This window comes from Azospirillum endophyticum (genome assembly GCF_016595245.1).
Classification (GTDB): Bacteria; Pseudomonadota; Alphaproteobacteria; order Azospirillales; family Azospirillaceae; genus Azospirillum; species Azospirillum endophyticum.
In genome coordinates this window covers 162111-183285 of the sequence record NZ_JAENHM010000058.1, presented here as the reverse complement: position 1 = coordinate 183285, position 21175 = coordinate 162111, and the positions used below count along the sequence as shown (strand labels likewise).

The 21175-nt window shown below is 68.0% G+C and carries 18 protein-coding genes; 15 read left to right on the top strand and 3 right to left on the bottom strand.

Features of this window, described 5'->3' with window-relative positions; genetic code table 11:
• Positions 1-140 precede the first annotated feature (140 nt).
• The 11 genes from JHL17_RS19260 to uxuA all read left to right on the top strand — a co-directional run bounded on the left by JHL17_RS19260 (position 141) and on the right by uxuA (position 12358).
• Positions 141-1331: an extracellular solute-binding protein gene (locus JHL17_RS19260; RefSeq protein WP_200195488.1), complete on the top strand. Its 1191-nt coding sequence runs from the start codon at positions 141-143 to the stop codon at positions 1329-1331.
• 133 nt (positions 1332-1464) lie between these two features.
• The gene (locus JHL17_RS19255) at positions 1465-2547 is read left to right on the top strand and encodes an ABC transporter ATP-binding protein (RefSeq protein WP_200195487.1); all 1083 of its coding nucleotides are present in this window, start codon (positions 1465-1467) and stop codon (positions 2545-2547) included.
• Entirely contained in the window at positions 2544-3446 is a 903-nt protein-coding gene (locus JHL17_RS19250) for an ABC transporter permease (protein ID WP_200195486.1), read from the top strand. The genes JHL17_RS19255 and JHL17_RS19250 overlap by 4 nt, the downstream gene beginning before the upstream one ends.
• Positions 3447-3458: 12 nt before the next feature.
• Positions 3459-4292 (top strand): ABC transporter permease, encoded by an 834-nt coding sequence (locus JHL17_RS19245; protein WP_200195485.1) that lies wholly within the window; start codon positions 3459-3461, stop codon positions 4290-4292.
• Positions 4293-4582: 290 nt separating this feature from the next.
• Positions 4583-5347, top strand: coding sequence for a GntR family transcriptional regulator (locus tag JHL17_RS19240; protein ID WP_247893661.1), 765 nt, complete (start codon positions 4583-4585; stop codon positions 5345-5347).
• A 111-nt stretch (positions 5348-5458) separates the two neighbouring features.
• Positions 5459-6949, top strand: coding sequence for a mannitol dehydrogenase family protein (locus tag JHL17_RS19235; RefSeq protein WP_200195484.1), 1491 nt, complete (start codon positions 5459-5461; stop codon positions 6947-6949).
• 40 nt (positions 6950-6989) lie between these two features.
• On the top strand, positions 6990-8018 hold the full coding sequence (locus JHL17_RS19230; protein WP_200195483.1) for a Zn-dependent oxidoreductase: 1029 nt from the start codon (positions 6990-6992) through the stop codon (positions 8016-8018).
• Positions 8019-8100: 82 nt separating this feature from the next.
• Positions 8101-9126, top strand: coding sequence for a TRAP transporter substrate-binding protein (locus tag JHL17_RS19225; protein ID WP_200195481.1), 1026 nt, complete (start codon positions 8101-8103; stop codon positions 9124-9126).
• A 201-nt stretch (positions 9127-9327) separates the two neighbouring features.
• Complete coding sequence (locus JHL17_RS19220; protein WP_200195479.1) at positions 9328-9831, top strand: TRAP transporter small permease; 504 nt, start codon at positions 9328-9330, stop codon at positions 9829-9831.
• Positions 9831-11105 carry a TRAP transporter large permease gene (locus JHL17_RS19215; RefSeq protein ID WP_200195477.1) on the top strand — a complete coding sequence of 425 codons (1275 nt, stop codon included), beginning with the start codon at positions 9831-9833 and terminating at the stop codon, positions 11103-11105. The genes JHL17_RS19220 and JHL17_RS19215 overlap by 1 nt, the downstream gene beginning before the upstream one ends.
• Before the next feature lie 56 nt (positions 11106-11161).
• The gene (gene uxuA / locus JHL17_RS19210; protein WP_200195475.1) at positions 11162-12358 is read left to right on the top strand and encodes a mannonate dehydratase; all 1197 of its coding nucleotides are present in this window, start codon (positions 11162-11164) and stop codon (positions 12356-12358) included.
• Positions 12359-12374: 16 nt separating this feature from the next.
• On the opposite strand, the gene JHL17_RS37900 is transcribed toward uxuA, so the two are convergent.
• Positions 12375-13859: a sigma-54 interaction domain-containing protein gene (locus tag JHL17_RS37900; protein ID WP_345773842.1), complete on the bottom strand. Its 1485-nt coding sequence runs from the start codon at positions 13857-13859 to the stop codon at positions 12375-12377.
• Between the two features lie 189 nt (positions 13860-14048).
• Here JHL17_RS37900 and JHL17_RS19200 point away from each other — a divergent pair, with 189 nt between their 5' ends.
• From JHL17_RS19200 to JHL17_RS19190, 3 genes are all read left to right on the top strand, one after another.
• Complete coding sequence (locus JHL17_RS19200; RefSeq protein WP_200195473.1) at positions 14049-15875, top strand: sensor histidine kinase; 1827 nt, start codon at positions 14049-14051, stop codon at positions 15873-15875.
• 79 nt (positions 15876-15954) lie between these two features.
• On the top strand, positions 15955-16494 hold the full coding sequence (locus tag JHL17_RS19195) for a TRAP transporter small permease (RefSeq protein WP_200195470.1): 540 nt from the start codon (positions 15955-15957) through the stop codon (positions 16492-16494).
• Complete coding sequence (locus tag JHL17_RS19190; RefSeq protein WP_200195468.1) at positions 16491-17774, top strand: TRAP transporter large permease subunit; 1284 nt, start codon at positions 16491-16493, stop codon at positions 17772-17774. The genes JHL17_RS19195 and JHL17_RS19190 overlap by 4 nt, the downstream gene beginning before the upstream one ends.
• Here the strand turns inward: JHL17_RS19190 and JHL17_RS19185 are convergent.
• Positions 17771-18037: a hypothetical protein gene (locus tag JHL17_RS19185; protein ID WP_200195466.1), complete on the bottom strand. Its 267-nt coding sequence runs from the start codon at positions 18035-18037 to the stop codon at positions 17771-17773. The genes JHL17_RS19190 and JHL17_RS19185 overlap by 4 nt on opposite strands.
• The gene (gene norR, locus JHL17_RS19180; protein ID WP_200195463.1) at positions 18034-19662 is read right to left on the bottom strand and encodes a nitric oxide reductase transcriptional regulator NorR; all 1629 of its coding nucleotides are present in this window, start codon (positions 19660-19662) and stop codon (positions 18034-18036) included. The genes JHL17_RS19185 and norR overlap by 4 nt, the downstream gene beginning before the upstream one ends.
• A 133-nt stretch (positions 19663-19795) precedes the next feature.
• Here norR and hmpA point away from each other — a divergent pair, with 133 nt between their 5' ends.
• A complete protein-coding gene (hmpA, locus tag JHL17_RS19175; RefSeq protein WP_200195461.1) occupies positions 19796-20971 on the top strand; it encodes an NO-inducible flavohemoprotein in 1176 nt (391 codons plus the stop codon).
• Positions 20972-21175: the final 204 nt, after the last annotated feature.

Below are 21175 nucleotides of genomic sequence, written 5' to 3'. Positions count from 1 at the left end.
GCATTCGGCCTAGTCACCAATTATCCGCATCTACCGCGAACCTGCTCATCGTCCGGTCCCGTCAGGCAAACCGCCATGGCTCCCCGGCCGCCTCAGTATGTCCACCGCAGTTTGAAATGCGCAAAAACGGGAGGAAACCTATGATCGACCACGGGATTTCACGACGCGGCTTCCTCGCGGCGTCCGCCGGGACCGCCGGGCTGCTGGCGGCCGGCCGGCCGGTGTTCGCGGCCTTGCAGAAGCCGGCGAGCCCGGTCACGCTGAACGTGGTGGATGTCGCCGGCAACCTGGCGCTGACCCAGAAGGCGATCGAGAACTACCGCAAGGCCAAACCCGATTGGGCCTCGCGCATCGTCTTCTCCAAGGCCCCGGCGCCGGAACTTCCCGGCAAGCTGAAGGCGCAGCAGGATGCCAACCGGGTCGACATCGATCTGGTGCTGACCGGCACCGACGTGCTGTCGGCTGGCATCGACCAGAAGCTATGGGTCAATCTGCTGCCGGAGCGCGCCGGCGACCTGCCGAAGCTGTCCGACATCTATCTGGAGCCGGCCGCCCGCATGCAGGGCCTCGCCGAGGGTCAGGGCGTCGTCGTCACTTACTATCCCTCCGGCCCGCTGTTCGAATATGCGCCGGAACGGGTGAAGCAGGTGCCGAAGACGGCGGCGGAACTGCTGGCCTGGGCCAAGGCCAACCCGAAGCGCTTCGCCTATGCCCGCCCGGCCAATTCCGGCCCCGGCCGCACTTTCCTGATGGGACTGCCCTACATCCTGGGCGACAAGGATCCCAAGGATCCTGTCAACGGCTGGGAGAAGACCTGGGCCTATCTGCGCGAACTCGGCGAGACCGTCGAGGCCTATCCGGCCGGCACCACCCCGACCATGAAGGCCCTGGGCGAGGGCTCGCTCGACATCATCGTGTCGACCACCGGCTGGGACATCAACCCGCGCGTGCTGGGCGTGGTGCCGAAGTCGGCCGAGGTCTTCGCGGTGGAGAATTTCCGCTGGGTCGCCGACGCCCACTACATGTGCATTCCCAGAGGCGTGTCGGCGGAGAAGCTGGCCGTCCTGCTCGACCTGATGAACCATCTGCTGACCCCGGCGCAGCAGGCCTACACCTATGACGAGGGCTATTTCTATCCCGGTCCGGCGGTGAAGGGCGTGACGCTGGCGATGGCGCCGAAGGAAAGCCAGGACGCCATCGCCGAGTTCGGCCGCCCGTCCTACGACAAGCTGATCGCCGACCATCCCATCGAGCTTCCGCTCGCCGCCGACAAGCTGGTCCAGGCCTTCCGCCGCTGGGACGAGGAGATCGGCGGGCGCAAGGGCAAGTGATCGGCGCTCCCACCCGGTAACCGCAACCCAGCCCACGACGTGACAGGCAGAAGCCCTTCCCCCGGTATCGGGAGACCGGTACCGGGGGAAGAACCTTCGGCGACAGAGCCTCATCCAGCCACAGGACACCGGAATGACCGTCGGATCCACCACCTTCAAGCAGCTGCATCTTCAGGGAGTGAGGCGGGAATTCGACGCCTTCACGGCGCTGAAGGGGCTGGACCTGACCGTCGAGCGGGGCGAGTTCATCGCCCTGCTCGGTCCGTCCGGCTGCGGCAAGACGACTGCGCTGAACTGCATCGCCGGCCTGCTGCCGGTCAGCGGTGGGCGCATCATGCTGGATGACCGGCGGGTCGACGTGCTGCGGCCGGAAGAGCGCGGCTTTGGCATGGTCTTCCAGAACTATGCCCTGTTCCCGCACATGACCGTGCGCAAGAACATCGGTTTCGGCCTGCGCATGCGCGGCGTGCCGAAGCCCGAATTGGAAAAGCGCGTCGACGCCGCACTGGCGGCGGTGCGCCTCGAATCGCAGGCGCAGAAGCTGCCCGGCCAGTTGTCCGGCGGCCAGCAGCAGCGCGTCGCCATCGCCCGCGCCATCGTGGTGGAGCCGCCGCTGGTGCTGATGGACGAACCGCTGTCCAACCTGGACGCCAAGCTGCGGCTTGAGATGCGGCAGGAAATCCGCCGCATCCACCAGTCGCTCGGCTCCACCACCATCTACGTCACCCACGACCAGGAGGAGGCGCTGTCGCTGGCCGACCGCATCGTGGTGCTGCGCGACGGCGCCATCCGGCAGGTCGGCACCCCGGCGGAACTCTATGCCCTGCCGGCCCATCTCGATGTCGCCGACTTCATGGGCTTCCGCAACCGGGTCGACGGAGAACTGGTCGGGATGGAGGGTGAAAACGCCCTGCTCGACATCGAGGGCACGGTGATCCGCGGCCGGATGCGGACGGCGCCGGCAGGCGGTGCTGCCGCCGGGAAGGCCGCCGTCGCGGCGATCCGACCCGACGACCTCGAACCGACCGGCACCGCCGATGGCATCCCGGTGCGGGTGGAGGCGGTGGAGTATCGCGGCCGCGGCTTCCACGGCGTCGGTGTCACCGCGTCGGGGACCGAACTGCATTTCGCCTCGCCCCATCCGCTGGAGCGGGGCGCCGCCATCCGGCTCGGCGCCGATGCCGGCCGCGTCCTGGTGTTCGGGGACGCGCGATGAGCGCCGTCATGGAAGGCCGCGCCGACGGGCCGACCCTGCGCCAGCGACTGGCCGCCCGCGGCATCGACGGCGCCACCCTGCTGGTGCTGCCTTGCGTCGCCTTGATCCTGGGGTTGTTCATCTACCCGTTCCTCTACGGGCTGATGCTGTCCTTCGAGCCCAAGGACGGCTCGCTGTTCGGCAACTATGCCAGGTTCTTCAGCGAACCTTTCCTTTACGGCACCATCTTCAAGACGCTGCGGCTGGCCTTCCCGGTAACGCTGCTGAACCTGCTGATCGCGATCCCCATCGCCTTCCGGGTCAGGCTGCTGCGGCGCCAGCGGCTGCTGACCACACTCCTGGTGCTGCCGATCACGCTCGGCACCGTGCTGGTCGCCGAAGGCATGCTGTTCTATTTCGGGCCGCAGGGCTGGTTCAACCGCAGCCTGATGGCGGTCGGGCTGCTGTCCACCCCGGTTTCGGTGCTGAACGGCTATTGGGGCGTCTTCATCTCGCTGGTGCTGACCGGCTTCCCCTTCACCTTCCTGCTGACGCTGTCCTATGTCAGCGGCATCGACCCGTCGCTGGAAAACGCGGCGGCGACGCTGGGAGCCGGGCCGGCCGCCCGCTTCCGCGAGGTCTTCCTGCCGCTGCTGGTGCCGGGCCTCGCCATCACCTTCTGCCTGTCCTTCGTCCAGGCCTATTCGGTGCTGCCGTCGGCGGTGCTGGTCGGCGATCCGGCCAACGTCACCCGCGTCATCTCGATCGCCGCCTATCAGGCGGCGTTCGAGGAATACGACTACTCCATGGCCTCGGCGATCGCGATGATCATGGGGGCGGTGCAATTGCTGGTGGTCGTCGCGGTTCTGGGCTGCCGGTCACTGTTCTACCGCGGCCCCGCCGCGGGCGCCAAAGGCTGAAGGGAAGCGGCGATGCAGAAATCCGTGATGTCCCGCCTGTGGATCTTCGCCGTCTGGGCGATGATCGGGCTGTTCCTGATCAATCTGATGGGGTTGATCGCTTCGGTGCTGACCTCCTCGGTGGCGACGCGCTGGCTCGGCACCTGGCTGCCGGCGGGGTTCACCACCCGCTGGTACTTCGCCGCCTGGGACGAGTTCCAGCTGGGCGACGTGCTGTGGGTCACCTTCCAGGCGGTCGGGGCGGTGGTCGTGCTGTCCGGCCTGCTCGGGGTGCCGGCCGCCTATGCGCTGGCGCGGCGCGAGTTCCCGGCCAAGCGGTTCGTGATGCTGCTGCTGCTGCTGCCCCTGCTGGTGCCGCCGATCACCTACGGCATCCCGCTGGCGACAGTGCTCTACAAGGCGGGGCTCGGCGGCACGCTGACCGGCGTGATCCTGGCCAACCTGGTGCCGACCGTGCCTTTCGTCGTGCTGGTGATGATCCCCTTCATCGAGCAGATCGATCCCCGCACCGAAGCGGCGGCCCGCGTCTTCGGCGCCAACATCTTCCAGATGTTCGTCCATGTGCTGGTTCCAGTCCTGATGCCGGGCGTTCTGGCGGCGCTGCTGCTGGTGCTGGTGCGGACCATCGGCATGTTCGAGCTGACCTTCCTGGTTTCCGGACCCGGCAGCCAGACCCTGGTCGTGGCACTCTATTACGCCGTCTTCGCCTCCGGCGTGCGGGCGGTGCAGTCGATCGACGCCATGGCGGTCATCTACATGGTGACGACGCTGGTCTGGCTGATCGTCGCGCTGCGCTTCGTCAACCCGACGCAGATCGTCGGACGGGGTAAGCGCCCCGCGTCCTGACCACGGCCTTCCCGGCCGGCCGGATATGGGCGGACCGTCGAGAACCAGACAGTTATTGGCGGTCCCCGGTCAGAATTCGTTGCCACCTACCGGCCGTGTAACCGGAAGTCGTTTGTGGAACTCTGGTCTATAGTTCTTATCCTGATCGTGCTTACTCTGAACGATGCGACGCCCTATCCATCCAGACCGGCGACAAATACTCTTGCCTTGACTTTGGTATGGTAGTATCCTGATTGATCAGGGATTCTCCTTCGGGCTAGCTTCGAGGCGCCACCAACCATGACGTGCCGATGCTGAACAAGATCGATGTCGACTCCGGCGAACCGATCGCGCGCCGCGTGTACCGGGTGCTGCGGCAGGCCATCGTCACGATGGAATTCAGCCCCGGGCAAGCCCTGTCGGAGCAGGAAATCGCCGATCAGCTCGGGGTCAGCCGCCAGCCGGTACGCGAGGCCTTCATCAAGCTGAGCGAAGCCGGGCTGCTGACCATCCGGCCGCAGCGCGGTACCTTCGTCGTCAAGATCTCGGTCAAGCAGGTGCTCGACGCCCGCTTCGTGCGCGAGGCGGTGGAAACCGCCGTGGTCCGCAAGGCTTGCGAGACCATCACCGCCGCCGGTCTCGCCGAATTGCGCGACAACATCAAGGCGCAGTGGGACATTGCCGACGAGCCGGTTCCCGTCCGCTTCCTGGAACTGGACGAGGCCTTCCATCGCACCATCGCCATCGGAGCGGAGTGCGATTACGCCTGGCGCATCGTCGAGGAGACGAAGGCGCAGATGGACCGGGTGCGTTATCTCAGCGTGCCCTACGCCACACCGATCCGCCGGCTGATCGCCCAGCACCAAGCCGTCCTCGATGCCATCGTCGCCCGCGACCCGGTCAAGGCCGAAGCGGCGATGGGCCTGCACCTGCGCGAGATCCTGACGTCGCTGCCCGAACTCGAGGGCAAGTTCCCCGACCTTTTCGCGGCTGAGGACGGCGCCGGTCCGCTTCCGTCGAAAATGCCGTCCAAGGCCCCGTCGCGCAGCCGGTCGCGTGCCGCCGCCCTGCGCTGATCAGCCGCATTTGATTCACGGATAGAACAATCCGGGTTGCCCTGCCCTGCTCGTATTGGCATACTACCATACAAGAATGCGGGCTTCGGCTTGCCAGGGAGGACCATACCCATGCCTATCGCCGCCTCCGTCAAACGCCTGACCGCGGCCAGCCTGCCCACCCTGCCGGCGGCAGTGGAAAAGCCGGCCTATGACCGTGCAAATCTCGAGATCGGCATCGTCCATCTCGGTGTCGGCGCCTTCCAGCGCGCTCACCAGGCGGCTTACACCGAGGCCGTGCTGGAGACGCAATTCGGGCCCTGGGGCATCGCCGGCGTCAGCCTGCGCAGCCCCGACACGCGCGACGCGCTTGAGCCGCAGGACGGGCTCTACACCGTCGCCGTGCGCGACGCGGAAGGGGAGCGGCTGCGGGTGATCGGCTGCCTGCTGGAGCTGCTGGTGGCGCATGAGGATCCCGAGGCGGTGCTGGAGCGGATGTGCCGTCCGTCGGTGCGCATCGTCACCCTGACGGTGACGGAAAAAGGCTACTGCCACGACCCGGCGACCGGCGCGCTGAACGAAGACCATCCCGACATCCGCCACGACCTGGACCAGCCGACCAAACCGCGCACCGCCATCGGCTTCCTGGTGGAGGCTCTGGCCCGCCGCCGTGCTGCCGGGCTGGCGGCCTTCACCGTGCTGAGCTGCGACAATCTGCCGAGCAACGGCGACACCGTCGCCCGCATCCTGCACCGCTTCGCCGAACTGCGCGATGCCGGCCTCGGCGCCTGGGTGGCGGCGACCGTCGCCTGCCCCAACAGCATGGTCGACCGCATCGTCCCTGCCACCACCGAAGCCGACCGCGCCCGGGTGTCCCAGGCGCTGGGCGTGCAGGATGCCTGGCCGGTGGTGACCGAACCCTTCACCCAGTGGGTGGTGGAGGACCGCTTCCCCGCTGGCCGGCCGGCTTGGGAGACGGTCGGGGTCGAACTGGTCGCCGACGTCCATCCCTATGAGACGATGAAGCTGCGGCTGCTGAACGGTAGCCATTCCACCATCGCCTATCTGGGCTATCTGGCCGGCTACGAGACGGTGTCGGACACCATGGCGGACCAAGCCTTCGCCACGCTGGTCCGCAACCTGATGGACCGCGAGACCGGTCCGACCCTGCACATGCCACCCGGCGCCGATATGGCGCAGTACAAGGACGCGCTGATCACCCGCTTCCGCAATTCGGCGCTGCGTCACCGCACTTGGCAGATCGCCATGGACGGCACGCAGAAGCTGCCGCAGCGCCTGCTGAACCCGATTCGCGACCGGCTTTCCGCCGATCAGCCGATCGACCGGCTGGCGCTGGCCGTCGCCGCCTGGATGCGCTACGTCGCCGGCACCGACGAGACGGGCCAGCCCATCGACGTGCGCGATCCGCTGGCGCCCCGGCTGGCGGAGATCGCCGCTTCCACCGCCGGCGACCCCGACCGGCTGGCCGAGGCGCTGTTCGGCCTGACCGCGGTGTTCGGCGAGGATCTGCCGCGCGACCCGCGCTTCACCGGGCCGGTTACCGCCGCACTGAAGCGCCTGTTCGCCGAGGGCGCCCGCGCCGTGGTCGCCGTCACCGCCTGAACCCGCTTTCACAGCATCGTCTTCTAGAGGGAGTGTTCCCGTGGTTGCCCTGACCGTCGAAAAGCCGCATGTGCTGGCCCTGCGCTCCGACAGCGCCCCCGCCGCCGGAGCGGTGAAGCCGGGAGAGGTGCTGGTCCGCGTCCAGCGTGCCGGCATCTGCGGGTCCGACCTGCACATCTATCACGGTTCCAACCCCTTCGCGGTCTATCCGCGCGTGATCGGCCATGAGTTCAGCGGCACGGTCGAGGCGGTCGGCGAGGGCGTGGCCAATGTCGCGGCCGGCGACCATGTGGTGGTCGATCCGGTGGTGTCCTGTGGCCATTGCTATGCCTGCCGGGCCGGGCGCACCAATGTCTGCGCCAATCTGGAGGTGTTCGGCGTCCATCGCGACGGTGGATTCCGCAACCATGTGCTGGTCCCGGCGGCCAATGCGGTGAAGGTGCGCTCCGATCTGCCCTTCTCCATCGCCGCACTGGCGGAACCCTTCTCCATTGCCGCCAACGTGCTGTCGCGCACCGGGATCGGTGCCGACGACACGGTGCTGGTCTACGGCGCCGGCACCGTCGGGCTGACGGTGGTGCAGGTCGCCAAGCTGCACGGCGCCCGCTGCATCGTCGCCGATCTGGACGACAGCCGGCTGGAGCGGGCGAAGGAATTCGGTGCCGACGTCGTCCTGAATTCGGCGCGGGTGTCGGTGCCGGACGCGGTGCGCGACGAGAATGACGGGCTCGGCCCGACCGTGGTGATCGACGGCGCCGGCGTGCCGGCCCTGCTGGAGGAGGCCTGCCGCCTCGCCAGCCCGGCCGGGCGCATCGGCCTGCTCGGCTTCTCGCCCGCCCCCTGCAACATCAGCCAGCAGGAGATCGTGAAGAAGGAGCTGACGCTGGTCGGGTCCCGCCTGAACCGCCGCCTGCTGCCGCAAGTCATCGACTGGCTCGAAAGCGGCAAGCTGAAGCCGGCGGCGATGATCACCCAGGTTTTCCCGATCGCCGACGCGGCGAGCGCCTTCTCGCTGATCGAGACCGATCCGTCCAGCACGATCAAGGTCCAACTCGACTTCGAAAGCTGACCGCCGGCCGCAATCCACCGATCGACCGAACAGCAGTGCAAGCAAGGGCGGTCCGATCCGCCCCAAACGGAGGAACACCAGGATGAACAGCAAGACCCCGATCTCCCGCCGCACGCTCGCCAAGAGCATCGGTCTCGGTGCCGGCATCGCCGCCGGGGCGACGCTGCTGGGCGGCATCGCCGCTCCGGCCATTGTCCGTGCCCAGGCCAAGACGACGCTGAAGCTCGGCCACCTCGCCAACGAGGAGAATGTCTGGCACAAGGCCTCGCTGGTCTTCGCCGAGGAAGTCGCCAAGCGCACCAACGGCGCGGTCGAGGTCAAGGTGTTCCCCAACGAGCAGCTCGGCAAGGAAACCGACCTGATCAAGGGCATCCAGCTCGGCACCATCGACTTCACCATCACCGGTGAATCCCTGCAGAACTGGGCGCCGGCCGCGGCATTGCTGGCGGTCCCCTACGCCATCCGCGACCTCGACCATCTCGACAAGGTCGTCAGCGGCGAACCGGGCAAGAAGATCGCCGACGCCATCGAGCAGAAGACCCAGCTGGTCCCGCTGACCTATTTCGCCCGCGGCCCGCGCAACCTGACCAGCAAGCGCCCGATCAAGTCGCCGGACGAGTTGAACGGCCTGAAGATGCGCGTTCCCAACGTGCCGCTGTTCGTGTCCTTCTGGCAGGGTCTGGGCGCCAAGCCGACGCCGATGGCCTTCTCGGAGGTGTTCACCGGCCTGCAGAACGACACCATCGAGGCGCAGGAGAACCCGCTGGCCCTCATCAAGTCGGCGAGCTTCTACGAAGTCCAGAAATACGTGAACCTGACCGAGCACGTCATCAGCTGGATCTATCTGGTCGGCGGTTCGAAAAAGCTGGGCAAGCTGCCGGCCGAACAGCGCGCCGCCATCATGGAGGCCGCCAAGGCTGCGCAGGCCGCCGAGCGCAAGCTGTTCATCGAGGACGAGGCCAAGCTCGCCGCCGACCTGAAGGCCAAGGGCATGGAGTTCATTGCGGTCGACAAGGCTGCCTTCGCCGAGAAGGGCCGCCCGGCGGTCGTCGCGGCGCTGTCGCCGGAGATCAAGCCGATCTACGACGAAATCCTCGCGGTGAAGTGAGGGGAGAGACCCTAGCCCTCTCCCGCCCCGGGAGAGGGAGGGGACCCACGAAGTGGGGAGGGTGAGGGGAAATCCAAGACTGCCGAACCGCATGGTTCCTTGGATCACCCCTCACCCCTCCCACCGCTTCGCGGCGGGCCCCTCCCCTCTCCCGGGGCGGGAGAGGGTGTACTCCTCCCTCCAACTGCAAGAGCCTTTCCAATGCGCAACGCCTTTGCCGCCGCGGTTTCGGCCGTCTCCGCCCTCTGCCGCTGGGGAACCCTGGCGGCGATCGGCGTCCTCATCCTCGTCGTGACCATCCAGGTGCTGGGCCGCGTGCCCGGCTTCCCCTCGCCGCCCTGGACGGAGGAGGTGGCCCGCTTCGCGCTGGTCCATCTCGTCGCCTTCTCCTGCGGGCTGGCGCTGCTGCGCGGCGAGCTGGTGAACGTCGACATGTTCATCCTGCTGCTGCCCAAGCCGCTGCAGACCGCCGTCGCCCGGCTGGTCGACGTGGCGATCCTGGTCTTCGCCGTCGCGATCATCCCCGGCGCCTGGGACTATGTCGTCGGCAGCATCGGCGAGCGGGCCCGCTCCATCAACGTCCCGATGATCTGGGTCTATGTCGTGACGCTGATCATCCCGGTCTCGCTCGCCTTCTTCTCGATCGCCCGGCTGGCCGGGCTCGGGCGCGACTCCGCGCCGCCCAGCCATGGGGAAACCGTCTGATGGTCACCGCACTGTTCCTCACCTTCGCCATCCTGCTGATCCTGGGCGCGCCGGTGGGCATCGCGTTGGGCGGCGCGTCGGCGGTCTATCTGGTCGGCAGCGACATCGACCTCGCGGTGGTGCCGCAGTTCATGTATGCGGGCATGGACAGCTTCGTCCTGCTCTGCATTCCCGGCTTCGTGCTGGCCGGCAACCTGATGAACGGCGGCGGCATCACCGACCAGATCGTGCTGTTCAGCAACCGGCTGGTCGGCCATATCCGCGGCGGCCTTGGCCTTGCCAACGTCACGGGATCGATGGTGTTCGCCGGCATCTCCGGCACCGCGGTGGCGGAAACCGCCTCCATCGGTGCCGTGATGATCCCGGCGATGCGCAAGTCGGGCTATGACGCACCCTTCGCCGCCGCGGTGACCGCCGCCGCCTCCACCGTCGGGCCGATCATCCCGCCCAGCGTGCCGATGATCATCGTCGGCACCCTGACCGGCCTGTCGGTCGGCAAGATGTTCATGGCCGGCGCCGTTCCGGGCCTGCTGCTCGGCCTCGGCATGATGCTGACGGTCTGGATCCTGGCACGGGCGCGCAACTATCCCCGGGAGCCCTGGCAGGGCTTCGGCGCGCTGGTCCGCGCCAGCCGCGGTGCCTTCTGGGCGCTGCTGATGACGGCGATCATCCTGTTCGGCATCGTCGGCGGCTATTTCACCCCGACCGAGGCCTCGATCGTCTCGGCGATCTACGCCTTCGTCATCGGGCTGTTCGTCTACAAGGGCTTCACCCTGCGCCAGCTGCCCGGCATCCTGCTGGAAAGCGCCATCGGCTCGGGCGGGCTGATCCTGCTGGTGGGGCTGGCCAACGTGTTCGGCTGGATCCTGACCAGCGAGCAGATCCCGCAGGCCATCGCCGCCTCGATGCTGGCGCTGACCACCAACAAGTACCTGATCATCCTGCTGATCAACATCCTGCTGCTGATCGTCGGCACCTTCATGGAGACGATCGCGGCGCTGATCATCCTGTTCCCGCCGCTGCTGGCGGTGGCGACCCAGGTCGGCATCGACCCGATCCATTTCGCCACCTTCGCCGTGCTGAACCTGATGATCGGCCTGACCACCCCGCCGGTTGGCGTCTGCCTGTTCGTCGCGGCGAACATCGCGAAGATCTCGCTGGGGGCGATCACCAAGGCGATCTGGCCCTTCCTGCTCTGCAACATCCTGATCCTGTTCCTGGTCTCCTACGTGCCGGCCCTGTCGCTGTGGCTGCCGAGCCTGCTCTTCCGCTGACGCTCGTCGGCAACCACCCAAGTCCAAAGCCCCTCTCATCCAAGGAGTTTGCAGCCATGGAACAATCCTGGCGCTGGTTCGGCCCCGAAGACGCGATCAAGCTGAACCACATCCGCCAAGCCGGCGCCACCGGCGTGGTCACCGCCCTGCATCACATCCCCTACGGCGTCGTCTGGTCGGTCGAGGAGATCCAGAAGCGCAAGGCGATGATCGAGTCCGACAAGGAGCTCGGCCTCAGCTGGACGGTCACCGAAAGCCTGCCGGTGCACGAGGCGATCAAGATCGGCGAGGGCGACCTGACCGAGCTGTTCGACAACTACCGACAGTCGATGCGAAACCTCGCCGCCTGCGGCGTGACCACCATCTGCTACAACTTCATGCCGGTGCTGGACTGGACGCGGACGGAGCTCGCCGCGGCGCTGCCGGGCGGCGGCACCTCGCTGCGCTTCAACGCCCATGAGCATGCCGCCTTCGACGTCTACATGCTGGAGCGGCCGGGTGCGGAGGAAGACCACTCCCCCGAGGTGCTGGCGAAGGCCAAGGAGTGGTTCGACCGCTCGTCGGAAAGCGACCGGGCCAAGCTGCTGACCAACATCATGGCCGGCCTGCCGGGCGCCTATGACCGCTACGACATCCCCGGCCTGCGCAAGATGATCGCGCGCTTCAACGGCATGTCCGCCGACGGTCTGCGCGACACGCTGGCCCGCTTCCTGCGCGAGGTGATCCCGACGGCGGAAGAGGTCGGCATCCGCATGGCGATCCACCCCGACGACCCGCCCCGCCCGCTGTTCGGCCTGCCTCGCATCGTCAGCACCGAGGACGACCTCGCCCACCTGATCAACGCCGTGAAGTCGCCCAACAACGGCCTGACCTTCTGCACCGGCTCGCTGGGCGCCGGCCAGACCAATGACGTGCCGGCGATGGCCAAGCGCTTCGTCGAGGACATCCACTTCGTCCATCTGCGCAACGTCGCCAAGGATCCGGACGGCTCCTTCGAGGAGGCCGACCATCTCGGCGGCGACGTCGACATGGTGTCGGTCGTCACCACCCTGCTGGAGGAGCAGAAGCGCCGCCAGGACGCCGGCAACGACAACTGGCGCCTGCCTTTCCGCCCCGACCATGGCCACGAGCTGCTGGATGACGTCGGCAAGCCGACCCACCCCGGCTATCCGATGATCGGCCGCCTGCGTGGCCTGGCCGAAATCCGTGGCGTGATGACCGCCGTCGCGGCGATGAAGCGGCTGCCGGTGTGATGAATGCGCGCCGGCCTCACCTGCCGGCGCGCATCCCCAGCCGGGCGAGCTTCTTGTAGAAGGCGGCGCGGGAGATGCCGAGCGCCCGTGCCGCCTCGGTCGCCCGGCCGCCGCTGCCCGCGAGCGCGCGGCCGAGCAGCGCCCGCTCGAACTCGTCGAACGCCTCGTCATAGCCGGGCAGGGGCGGGGGGGGCTGCTCCGCCCGGACCGGGACCGGGGCCGGGATCGGCAGTGCTCCCGCCGGTTCGGCTTCACCCGAATCAGGCAACGCTTCGTGCAGATCGGCTGCGGTCAGGCGGCGATTGTCGGTCAGCAGACACGTGCGCTCCAGCACGTTGCGCAGTTCGCGCACATTGCCGGGCCAGCGGTGGCGGCCCAGCGCCTCGACCGCTTCCGGGGTCAGGCCGCGCAGCGGCTGACCGGTGCGGGCGGCGATCTCCTGCAGGATGGATTCGGCGATGGCCTCCAGTCCGCCGGCCATTTCCGCCAGGGCCGGCAAGCGGATCGGCAGCACGTTCAGCCGGTAATAGAGGTCGGAGCGGAAGCGCCCATCGCGGATCCGCCGCTCCAGATCGACGTTGGTGGCGGCGATCACCCGGACATCGACCTTGACCGGCCGGTCGGAGCCCAGCGGTTCGATCTCCTGCTCCTGCAGGGCGCGCAGCAGCTTGGCCTGCAGACCCAGCGGCATGTCGCCGATCTCGTCCAGGAACAGGGTGCCGCCATCGGCGGTCTTGAAGCGCCCTTCCCGTCCGCGGCGATCCAATCCGGTATAGGCGCCGGGCACCGCACCGAAGAATTCAGCCTCCAGCAGCGTCTCCGGGATCGCAGCCACGTTGACGCCGACGAAGCAGCGGCCGCTGCGCGCCGACAGGCCGTGGATGGCCTGGGCGATCAGCTCCTTGCCGGTGCCGGTCTCGCCCAGCAGCAGGATCGGCGCGTCGGTGCGCGCGGCGACGCGGGCCTTGCGCTTGACCTCCAGGCAAACCGGGCTGTCGCCGACATAGCTTTGCAGCGTGTAGCGCGGCTGGCGCCCCTCGTCGAGCCGGCGCTTGGTCGCCGCCAGTTCGGCCTCCAGGCGCGACAGCTCGGCCAGCAGGGGTTTCAGCCGGTGCAGGCTGTCATACAGGACGAAGCCGACAGCACCGATCACGGCGCCCGCATCGTCGGTCAGCGGAAAGCGCGTCACCACCAGGCGCTGGGTTCCGAACAACATCAGGTCGAGCAGGATCGGCTGGCCGGTCGCCAGGACCTGACGCATCTGCGAATGGGGGATGATCTCCTCCACCTCGCGGCCGATGGCCTCGGCCGGATCGGAGATGCCCAGCATGCGGGCGTATTTGGCGTTGATCCACACCACCCGCGCATCGCGGTCGACCGCCACGGTGCCCTCGGACTGGGTTTCCAGCGCCTCGAACAGCGAGGGGATCGCCCGGCTGCGCAGCAGGGCCACGCTGTCGGGCACCGCGTCGAGAAAGCGTCCGTCATCCCGATCCGCCACGCCGTTCGTCCTCGTCCAGTTCGATCATGCCCCGTTATCGGACGCCCCGTTATCGGATGCTACGGCGGCAACCGCAACCGTGCCGCGCTTGTCCGTTTCGTGGTGCGGCCTTGCGCCGGCTCGGCCGGAGGGTTCATTCTTCGGCCGCTCCCTTTCCCTTGCCGAGCCTGCCGCAATGACCTCTTCGCGATGAGCCTGCCGTCCGTCCTGCTTCTGGGCGCGGTCCTGGCAACCCTCTGGATCGCCGCCCGCAGCTGGACCCTCCCCGTCTTCCCCGGCCGTACCGATTTCGTGCTCATGCAGCTCTCGGCCGCCTGGTGGTCGACGGCCGTGGCGGTCGAGAGCATGGTTCCGGCCCCGGCCGACAAGCTATTCTGGGCCGAAATGGCCTGGATGGGCATCGTCTGCACGCCGAGCCTGTGGGCCTTCTTCCTGTGGTCCTACACGAGGGGCGAGTTGCCGGCACGCTGGCGGCTGGTGCTGGTGGGGGTCGGACTGGTTACCTGGGCCGCGGCCCTGACCAACGACGCCCATCACCTGTTCTACACCGCGATCCGCCCGGTCGACGCCGAGCCGGGCGCCGCGCTGGTCTACAGCCACGGGCTGCTGTTCTACGCCATCACCGTCTACATCTACGCCTTCATGGTGATGAGCATCGTCGTCACCGCCAGCGGCATCCACCGGGCGACGCCGGCCTACCGTACCCATTACCTGGGCTTCCTGGTGGTGATGGCGGTGCCGTGGGCCGCCAATGCCGGCTATGTCTTCGGCAACCTGACCCTGTTCGACCTGGATCCGACCGCCTTCAGCTTCCTGATGATGGACGGGATCTTCTATTGGCTGATCACCCGGCGACGCCTGTTCGAACTGCTGCCGGTTGCCCGCGACGCGCTGCTGGACGCCGTGCCGGATCCGGTGCTGGTGCTGGACGGCGACGGCACCGTGGTGGAGGCCAATCCGGCGGCGCAGGCGCTGGCCGGCGACCATGCGGCGATCGGGCGGCGGCTGGCCGACCTGCCCGGGCTGTCCGCCCTTTCCACCATGGCCTTCGCGATATCGGCCCCGGTATCGCTGACGCTGGACTGCGGCGGCACCCCGCGCAGCTTCGAGGTGACGTGGGTGCCGCTGACGGCGGGCGGCGGCGGGCGCAAGGTCGGCCGTCTCCTGATGCTGCGCGACGTCACCCATCGCCGTCAGGCCGAGATGCGCCTGGAGGACACCGTGCGGCGCCTCGACATCGCCCGGCTGGAAGCGGAGGAACGGCTGGTGGCGGAACAGGAGGCGAAACGGGCGCTGAACGGCTTCCTGTCGATGGCGGCGCACGAGTTCAAGACGCCGCTCGCCATCATCGACGGTGCCGCCCAGATCCTGCTGCTGGATGCGGAGGTGAAGGCTCCCGGAATGCTGCCCCGGCTGGAGAAGATCCGCCGCGCCGTCCGCCGTCAGGTCAATATCCTGGAAACCTGCCTCGCCGACGATCGCCTGAACGACCCGGGCTTCGCCTTGCGGCGCGACCGGCTGGAGGTCCCGGCCCTGCTGCGCGCCGCCGCCGCGGCCCAGAGCGACGCCGCTCCCGGCCGGCGGATCGAACTCGACCTGGGCGACTGTCCGGAGCGGATGACGGGCGACGGCCCGCTGTTGGAGCTGTGCGTCCACAACCTGCTGAACAATGCGCTGAAATACTCGCCCACCGGAACCCCAGTGCGGCTGCGGGCATGGAGCGAGGGCGAACCGGACGGAAGATCGCATTTGGCGCTGTCGGTCGCCGACCAGGGCATCGGTATCCCGGACGATGAGCTGGAACGGGTGTTCGACCGTTTCTTCCGCGCCTCCAACACCGGGGCGGCGGCGGGAAGCGGCGTCGGGCTGAACATGGTCCGCCGCATCGCCGCGCTGCATGGCGGGATGGTGACGGCGGACAGCCGGCTGGGTGGGGGCAGCGTCTTCACGCTGCGGCTCCCGCTCTGCGAAGTGGCGCTCTGCCAAGACGGGATGGCCGGCATGTCTGCGGACTAATCCGTCCGAGAGATCGTTTCTTGCATTGATTGACCGGTGAAGGGAATAATCCCGCTCCCTCCATCTGGACCCTGGCAATATGAGCGATCACGACCCCACCGTCGTCCGGCCGGTGCCGAAACCCCGCGTCCCCCTGGGCATCGAAGAGGTGCTGGTCGCCATCACCATGGCGGTGGTGGCCCTGATCACCTTCGCCAACGTCGTGGTGCGCTACCTGACCGACGTTTCCTTCGCCTTCACCGAGGAATACTCGATTGCGCTGATGGTGATCCTGACCTTCCTCGGCGCCTCGGCCGCGGTGGTGAAGGACCGGCACATCCGCATCACCTTCATCACCGACAAGATGTCGCCCGCGAACCGTCGCCGGGCCGAGCAGTTCGCCATGGCCTGCGTCGCACTGATGTACGGGCTGCTGCTGGTCTATGGCGCCTGGACCACCTGGGACGACTACCGGTTCGAGGTGACCTCTCCGGCACTCGGCCTGCCGCAATGGATCTATACGATCTGGCTGCCGGTGCTGTCGCTGGTGGTGCTGGCCCGCACGGTCGGCCGCATGATCCGCATCCACAATGGCACCGAGCCGCTCGAAACCGGCCATATCCCGGAGGGGGAGCCGTGATCACCACCCTGCTCTTCGGTTCCTTCATGGTCATGATGCTGCTGGGCGTGCCGATCGCCGCCGCCCTGGGGCTGGCCGGCACCGCCGCCATCGCCTTCGCCCATCTCGGCGTCATCTCGGTCCCGACCAGCGTCTATACCGGCATCGCCAAATATCCGCTGCTGACCATCCCGATGTTCGTGCTGGCCGGCACCATCTTCGACCGGTCGGGCGTGGCGCAGAAGCTGGTGCGCTTCGCCACCGCCATCGTCGGCCAGGGCAAGGGCGCGCTGGCGGTCATCGCCGTGGTCGTGGCGATGATGATGGGCGGCATCTCGGGCTCCGGTCCGGCCATCGCCGCGGCGGTCTGCGGCGTCATGGCGCCCAGCATGATCCGCGCCGGCTATCCGCGCCCCTACATCGCCAGCGTCATCGCCGCGGCGGCTGCCACCGACATCCTGATCCCGCCGTCGGTGGCGCTGATCATCTACAGCGTCCTGGTGCCGGCCGCCCCGACGACATCGATGTTCGCCGCCGGCATCATCCCCGGCACGCTCGCCGGCCTGGCCCTGATCATTCCAGTCTTCTGGCTGGCGCGGAAACACAATCTGGGCGCCAAGCTGTCGCATGAGGCGCGCCCGCCCTTCTGGCGCAGCCTGTGGGATGCGGCACTCGGCCTGTTCGCCAAGGTCATCATCCTGGGCGGCCTGCGGCTCGGCATCTTCACCCCGACCGAGGCGGCGGTGATCGCGGTCGCCTACGGCCTGCTGCTGGGCATGGTGGTCTATCGCACCATCCGGTTCCGCGACCTCTATTCCATGCTGGTGGAGGCTGCGGAGATCTCAGCCATCATCCTGACGGTGATCGCACTTGCCAGCGTGTTCGGCTGGGCGCTGAGCACCCTGTCGGTGATCGACCCCATCGCCGATGCCATCATCAACTCCGGCCTGGGCGAATATGGCGTGATGGCCCTGCTGGTGGTGATGCTGACCATCGTCGGCACCTTCCTGGACGGCATCTCGATCTTCATCATCCTGCTGCCTCTGCTGATCCCCATCGCCACCGCCTACAAGTGGGACCTGACCTGGTTCGGCGTCATCCTGACCCTAATGATCGCCGTCGGCCAGTTCACCCCGCCGATGGCGGTCAACCTGATGGTGGCCTGCCGGATGACCGGCTGCACGATGGAAAGCACACTTCGCTGGGTGATGTGGCCGTTGGTCACCATGCTGCTGGTGGTGGTGGCGGTGATCGTCTTTCCGGAATTGGCGCTGTGGATGCCGCGGCAGATGGGGTTCTAAAGCAAGCGGGCGACGTCGCGGCTGGTCAGATGCAGGCTTGCCACGGCGTCGTAGCCGCGCCGAGCGATCTTGCCGGCCGCGGCAGCCTCGAACGCGGCCGCATGGGTTGCGGCATAGGCGAGGCAATCCTCAGGCGCCGGTTCCCGCCGACCGAGCAAGGCACGGAAGGCCAGCCGGTGGACCGCGCACCAGCCGTCATGCTCCTGCGGGCGGAACACCAGCGCATCGATGTCCGCCCGCCAGGAAAAGCAGCCGGCCGTCATTCGCGCAACCCGAGCCGCCGGGCGAGGCGAAACAGGTTGCTGCGGTCGAGCCCGAGCGACCGCGCCGCCTGCGCCCAATTGCCGTCATGACGGGCGAGATGCTCGCGGATCATCCGGCGTTCCAAATCCTCCACCGCATCACGCAACGGCAGGTCCGGCAACTCCGGCAGCCCCGGCCGGTTGGCGCGCTGCGCCGGCATTGCCGCGGACCCGGCCTTCCCCTCCTCCGGCCCCCGATCCGTCAAACCCAAATCCGCCAAACCCAGATCCGCGGGCGTCAGGGTCAGCACGCCGCCGTCGGGCGGGTGGGCGACGCGGGCACGGATGGCACCGCGGCCGATGGCGTGCTCCAACTCGCGCACATTGCCGGGCCAGGGATAGGCCAGCATGCGCTGTTCCGCCGCCGGGGAAAGGCGCAGGTTGCGCAGGCCCAGGCGCGCCCGGTTGCGCTCCAGGAACAGGCCGGCCAGCCGCAGGATCTCGGTGCCGCGGTCGCGCAGCGGCGGCACCCGCAGCGGATAGACGCTGAGCCGGTGGTAGACGTCGGCGCGGAAGCGACCCTCCCGCACCTCCGCCGCAAGGTCGCGGTTGGTGGCGGCGATCACCCGCACGTCGACGGTGATGTGGCGGTCGGAGCCGACGCGCTGGATCTCGCCGTTCTGCAGCGCCCGCAGCATCTTGGCCTGCACCGCCAGCGGCAGTTCGCCGACCTCGTCCAGGAACAGGGTGCCGCCGCCGGCCAGTTCGAACTTGCCGCGCCGGTCGGCCACCGCACCGGAGAAGGCGCCGCGCACATGGCCGAACAGCTCGCTTTCCACCAGCGCGTCCGGCAGGGCCGCGCAATTGACATGGACCAGCGGCCCGGTGGCGCGGGGCGAGCGGGCATGCAGCCGGCGCGCCACCAATTCCTTTCCCACCCCGGTCTCGCCCAGCACCAGCACGACGAGATCGCTGGCCGCCACCGTGTCGATTTCCGCCAGCAGGGCCGCCATCGCCGGGCTGCTGCCGATCGGGTCGAGGTCGAGCCCCTGCGCCGGATCGTCGAGACTCCGCAATGCCGTGCCGCCATCATTGCCGCCCGGTGCCGCGCGCCGTTCCACCGCGGCGGCGAGCTCGGCGGCGAGTCCCGCCCAGGCGGCGATCGCCCCCTCCCACCCGTCGAACCGCCCCTCGTTCAGCGCGTCGAGCGTCAGCATGCCCCATGGGCGTCCGTCCACGCTCAACGGCGCCCCGACGCAATCATGGACGTGCAGCCGCTGGCGCAGGTCGGGGATCAGCCCGTCATACGGATCGGGCAGCTCACACCCGGTGGGAAAGCGCAGCGGCCCGCCCTCCGCCTCGGCAATCGCCCGCAGCCGGGGATGCTCCTCCAGTTCGAAGCGCCGGCCGAGCGTATCCGGGCTCAGCCCGCGCGTGGCGAGCGGAACCAGAAGCCCCTCCCCCGCCTTGCCGCCGTCGAAGCGGCTGTCCCGCCGCAGCAGGGCGCAGGCATCGCAAGGCAAATGGCGCGCCATCAGGTCGAGCAGCAGGGGCCAAAGCCGGAATGGGTCGTCCAATGCCCGCAGCAGTGCCCCAACCTCGTCCAACGGAAGGAGCGCTGTCGAAATGACTACATCGTTGTCCATTCGACATCATACCCGACGCAGTCTTTTTGACAACACCCCTTCCATCCGGCGCGGAATCCCAGGCTGCGTCGCTTTGGCACAGGGTTTGCCATTCGGTTGCGACATCGTGACGCGCAAAAGGATTGCCCTCTTCATGCTGACGCCTGCCCAGATCGCCGTCATCAAGGCCACCGCCCCGGCCGTCGCCGCCAATGCGAATCGGATCACCGGCACCTTCTATCCGCTGATGTTCGAGCGCTTCCCCGAAGTGCGCGCCGTCTTCAACCAAAGCCACCAGCGCAGCAGCGCCCAGCCGGAAGCCCTGGCCAACGCCATCATCGCCTATGCCTCCAACATCGACCGGCTCGAGGTCCTGGGGCCGGCGGTGGAGGGGATCGTGCAGAAGCACGTCTCGCTCAACATCACCCCCGACCAATACAAGATCGTCGGCACCTGCCTGATGGAAGCCATCGGCACGGTCCTCGGCGACGCGGTGACGGCGGAGGTCGCCGACGCCTGGGGAGCGGCCTACTGGCAGCTTGCCGAGTTGCTGATCGCGGCGGAGGAGAAGGAATATGCCCGCAAGGCGGCGCTGACCGGCGGCTGGCGCGGCGCCCGCCGCTTCCGGATCGTCGAGAAGACGCCGGAAAGCGCGGTCATCACCTCGTTCAGGCTGGCCCCGGTGGACGGCGGGCGGGTGATGGACTTCCATCCCGGCCAATATCTCGGCCTGCGCCTGACCGTCGACGGCGATACCGTCCACCGCAACTACAGCCTGTCGGCCTCGCCCAACGGCCGGGATTACCGCATTTCGGTGAAGCGGGAGCCGCATGGGCTGGTCTCCGGCTTCCTGCACGACCGCGTGCAGGTCGGCGACGAGATCGACGCCTATCCGCCCGCCGGCGAATTCGTGCTGCGCGAGGGCGGCGGCCCGCTGCTGCTGATCACCGGAGGCGTCGGTCAGACCCCTGCCCTGCCGCTGGCCGAGCAGGCGCTGGCCGCCGGCCGCAAGGTGATCTATGTGCATGCGGCCCTCAACGGCTCTGTCCACGCCTTCCGCCGGCAGGTCGATCAGTTGGCCGCCCTGAACGACGCGCTGAAGCCGGTCTACTGCTATGCCGAGCCGCAGCCGGGCGACCAGCCGCACATGGTCGGCCTTCTCGACCAGGAGCGGCTGGCCGACCTGCTGCCGAAGGAACCGGGCGTGGCCGCTTACGTCGTCGGTCCGAAGCCCTTCATGGCCGCCGTCGTCAAGGCGCTGGCCGCGCTGGGCCTGCCGGAATCGGCCATCGTCCATGAGTTCTTCGGCCCGCGGGAAGCGCTCGCCTGACACGGGGTCGACTCAAGCCTTGCCTCCAACTCGACGGGCCGGCCTTTCGCAAGGCCGGCCTCTTTTTTGCCAGCCTCTTTTTTGCCAGCCTCTTTTTTGATTGACCCGCCCCATCCAGTGCCACCGCGTCCGCCGGTTGCGAGTAAATCTGGTATATCACCTAATCCATATGCGGCCGGCACCGCCCAGTGCCGTCATTCGGTT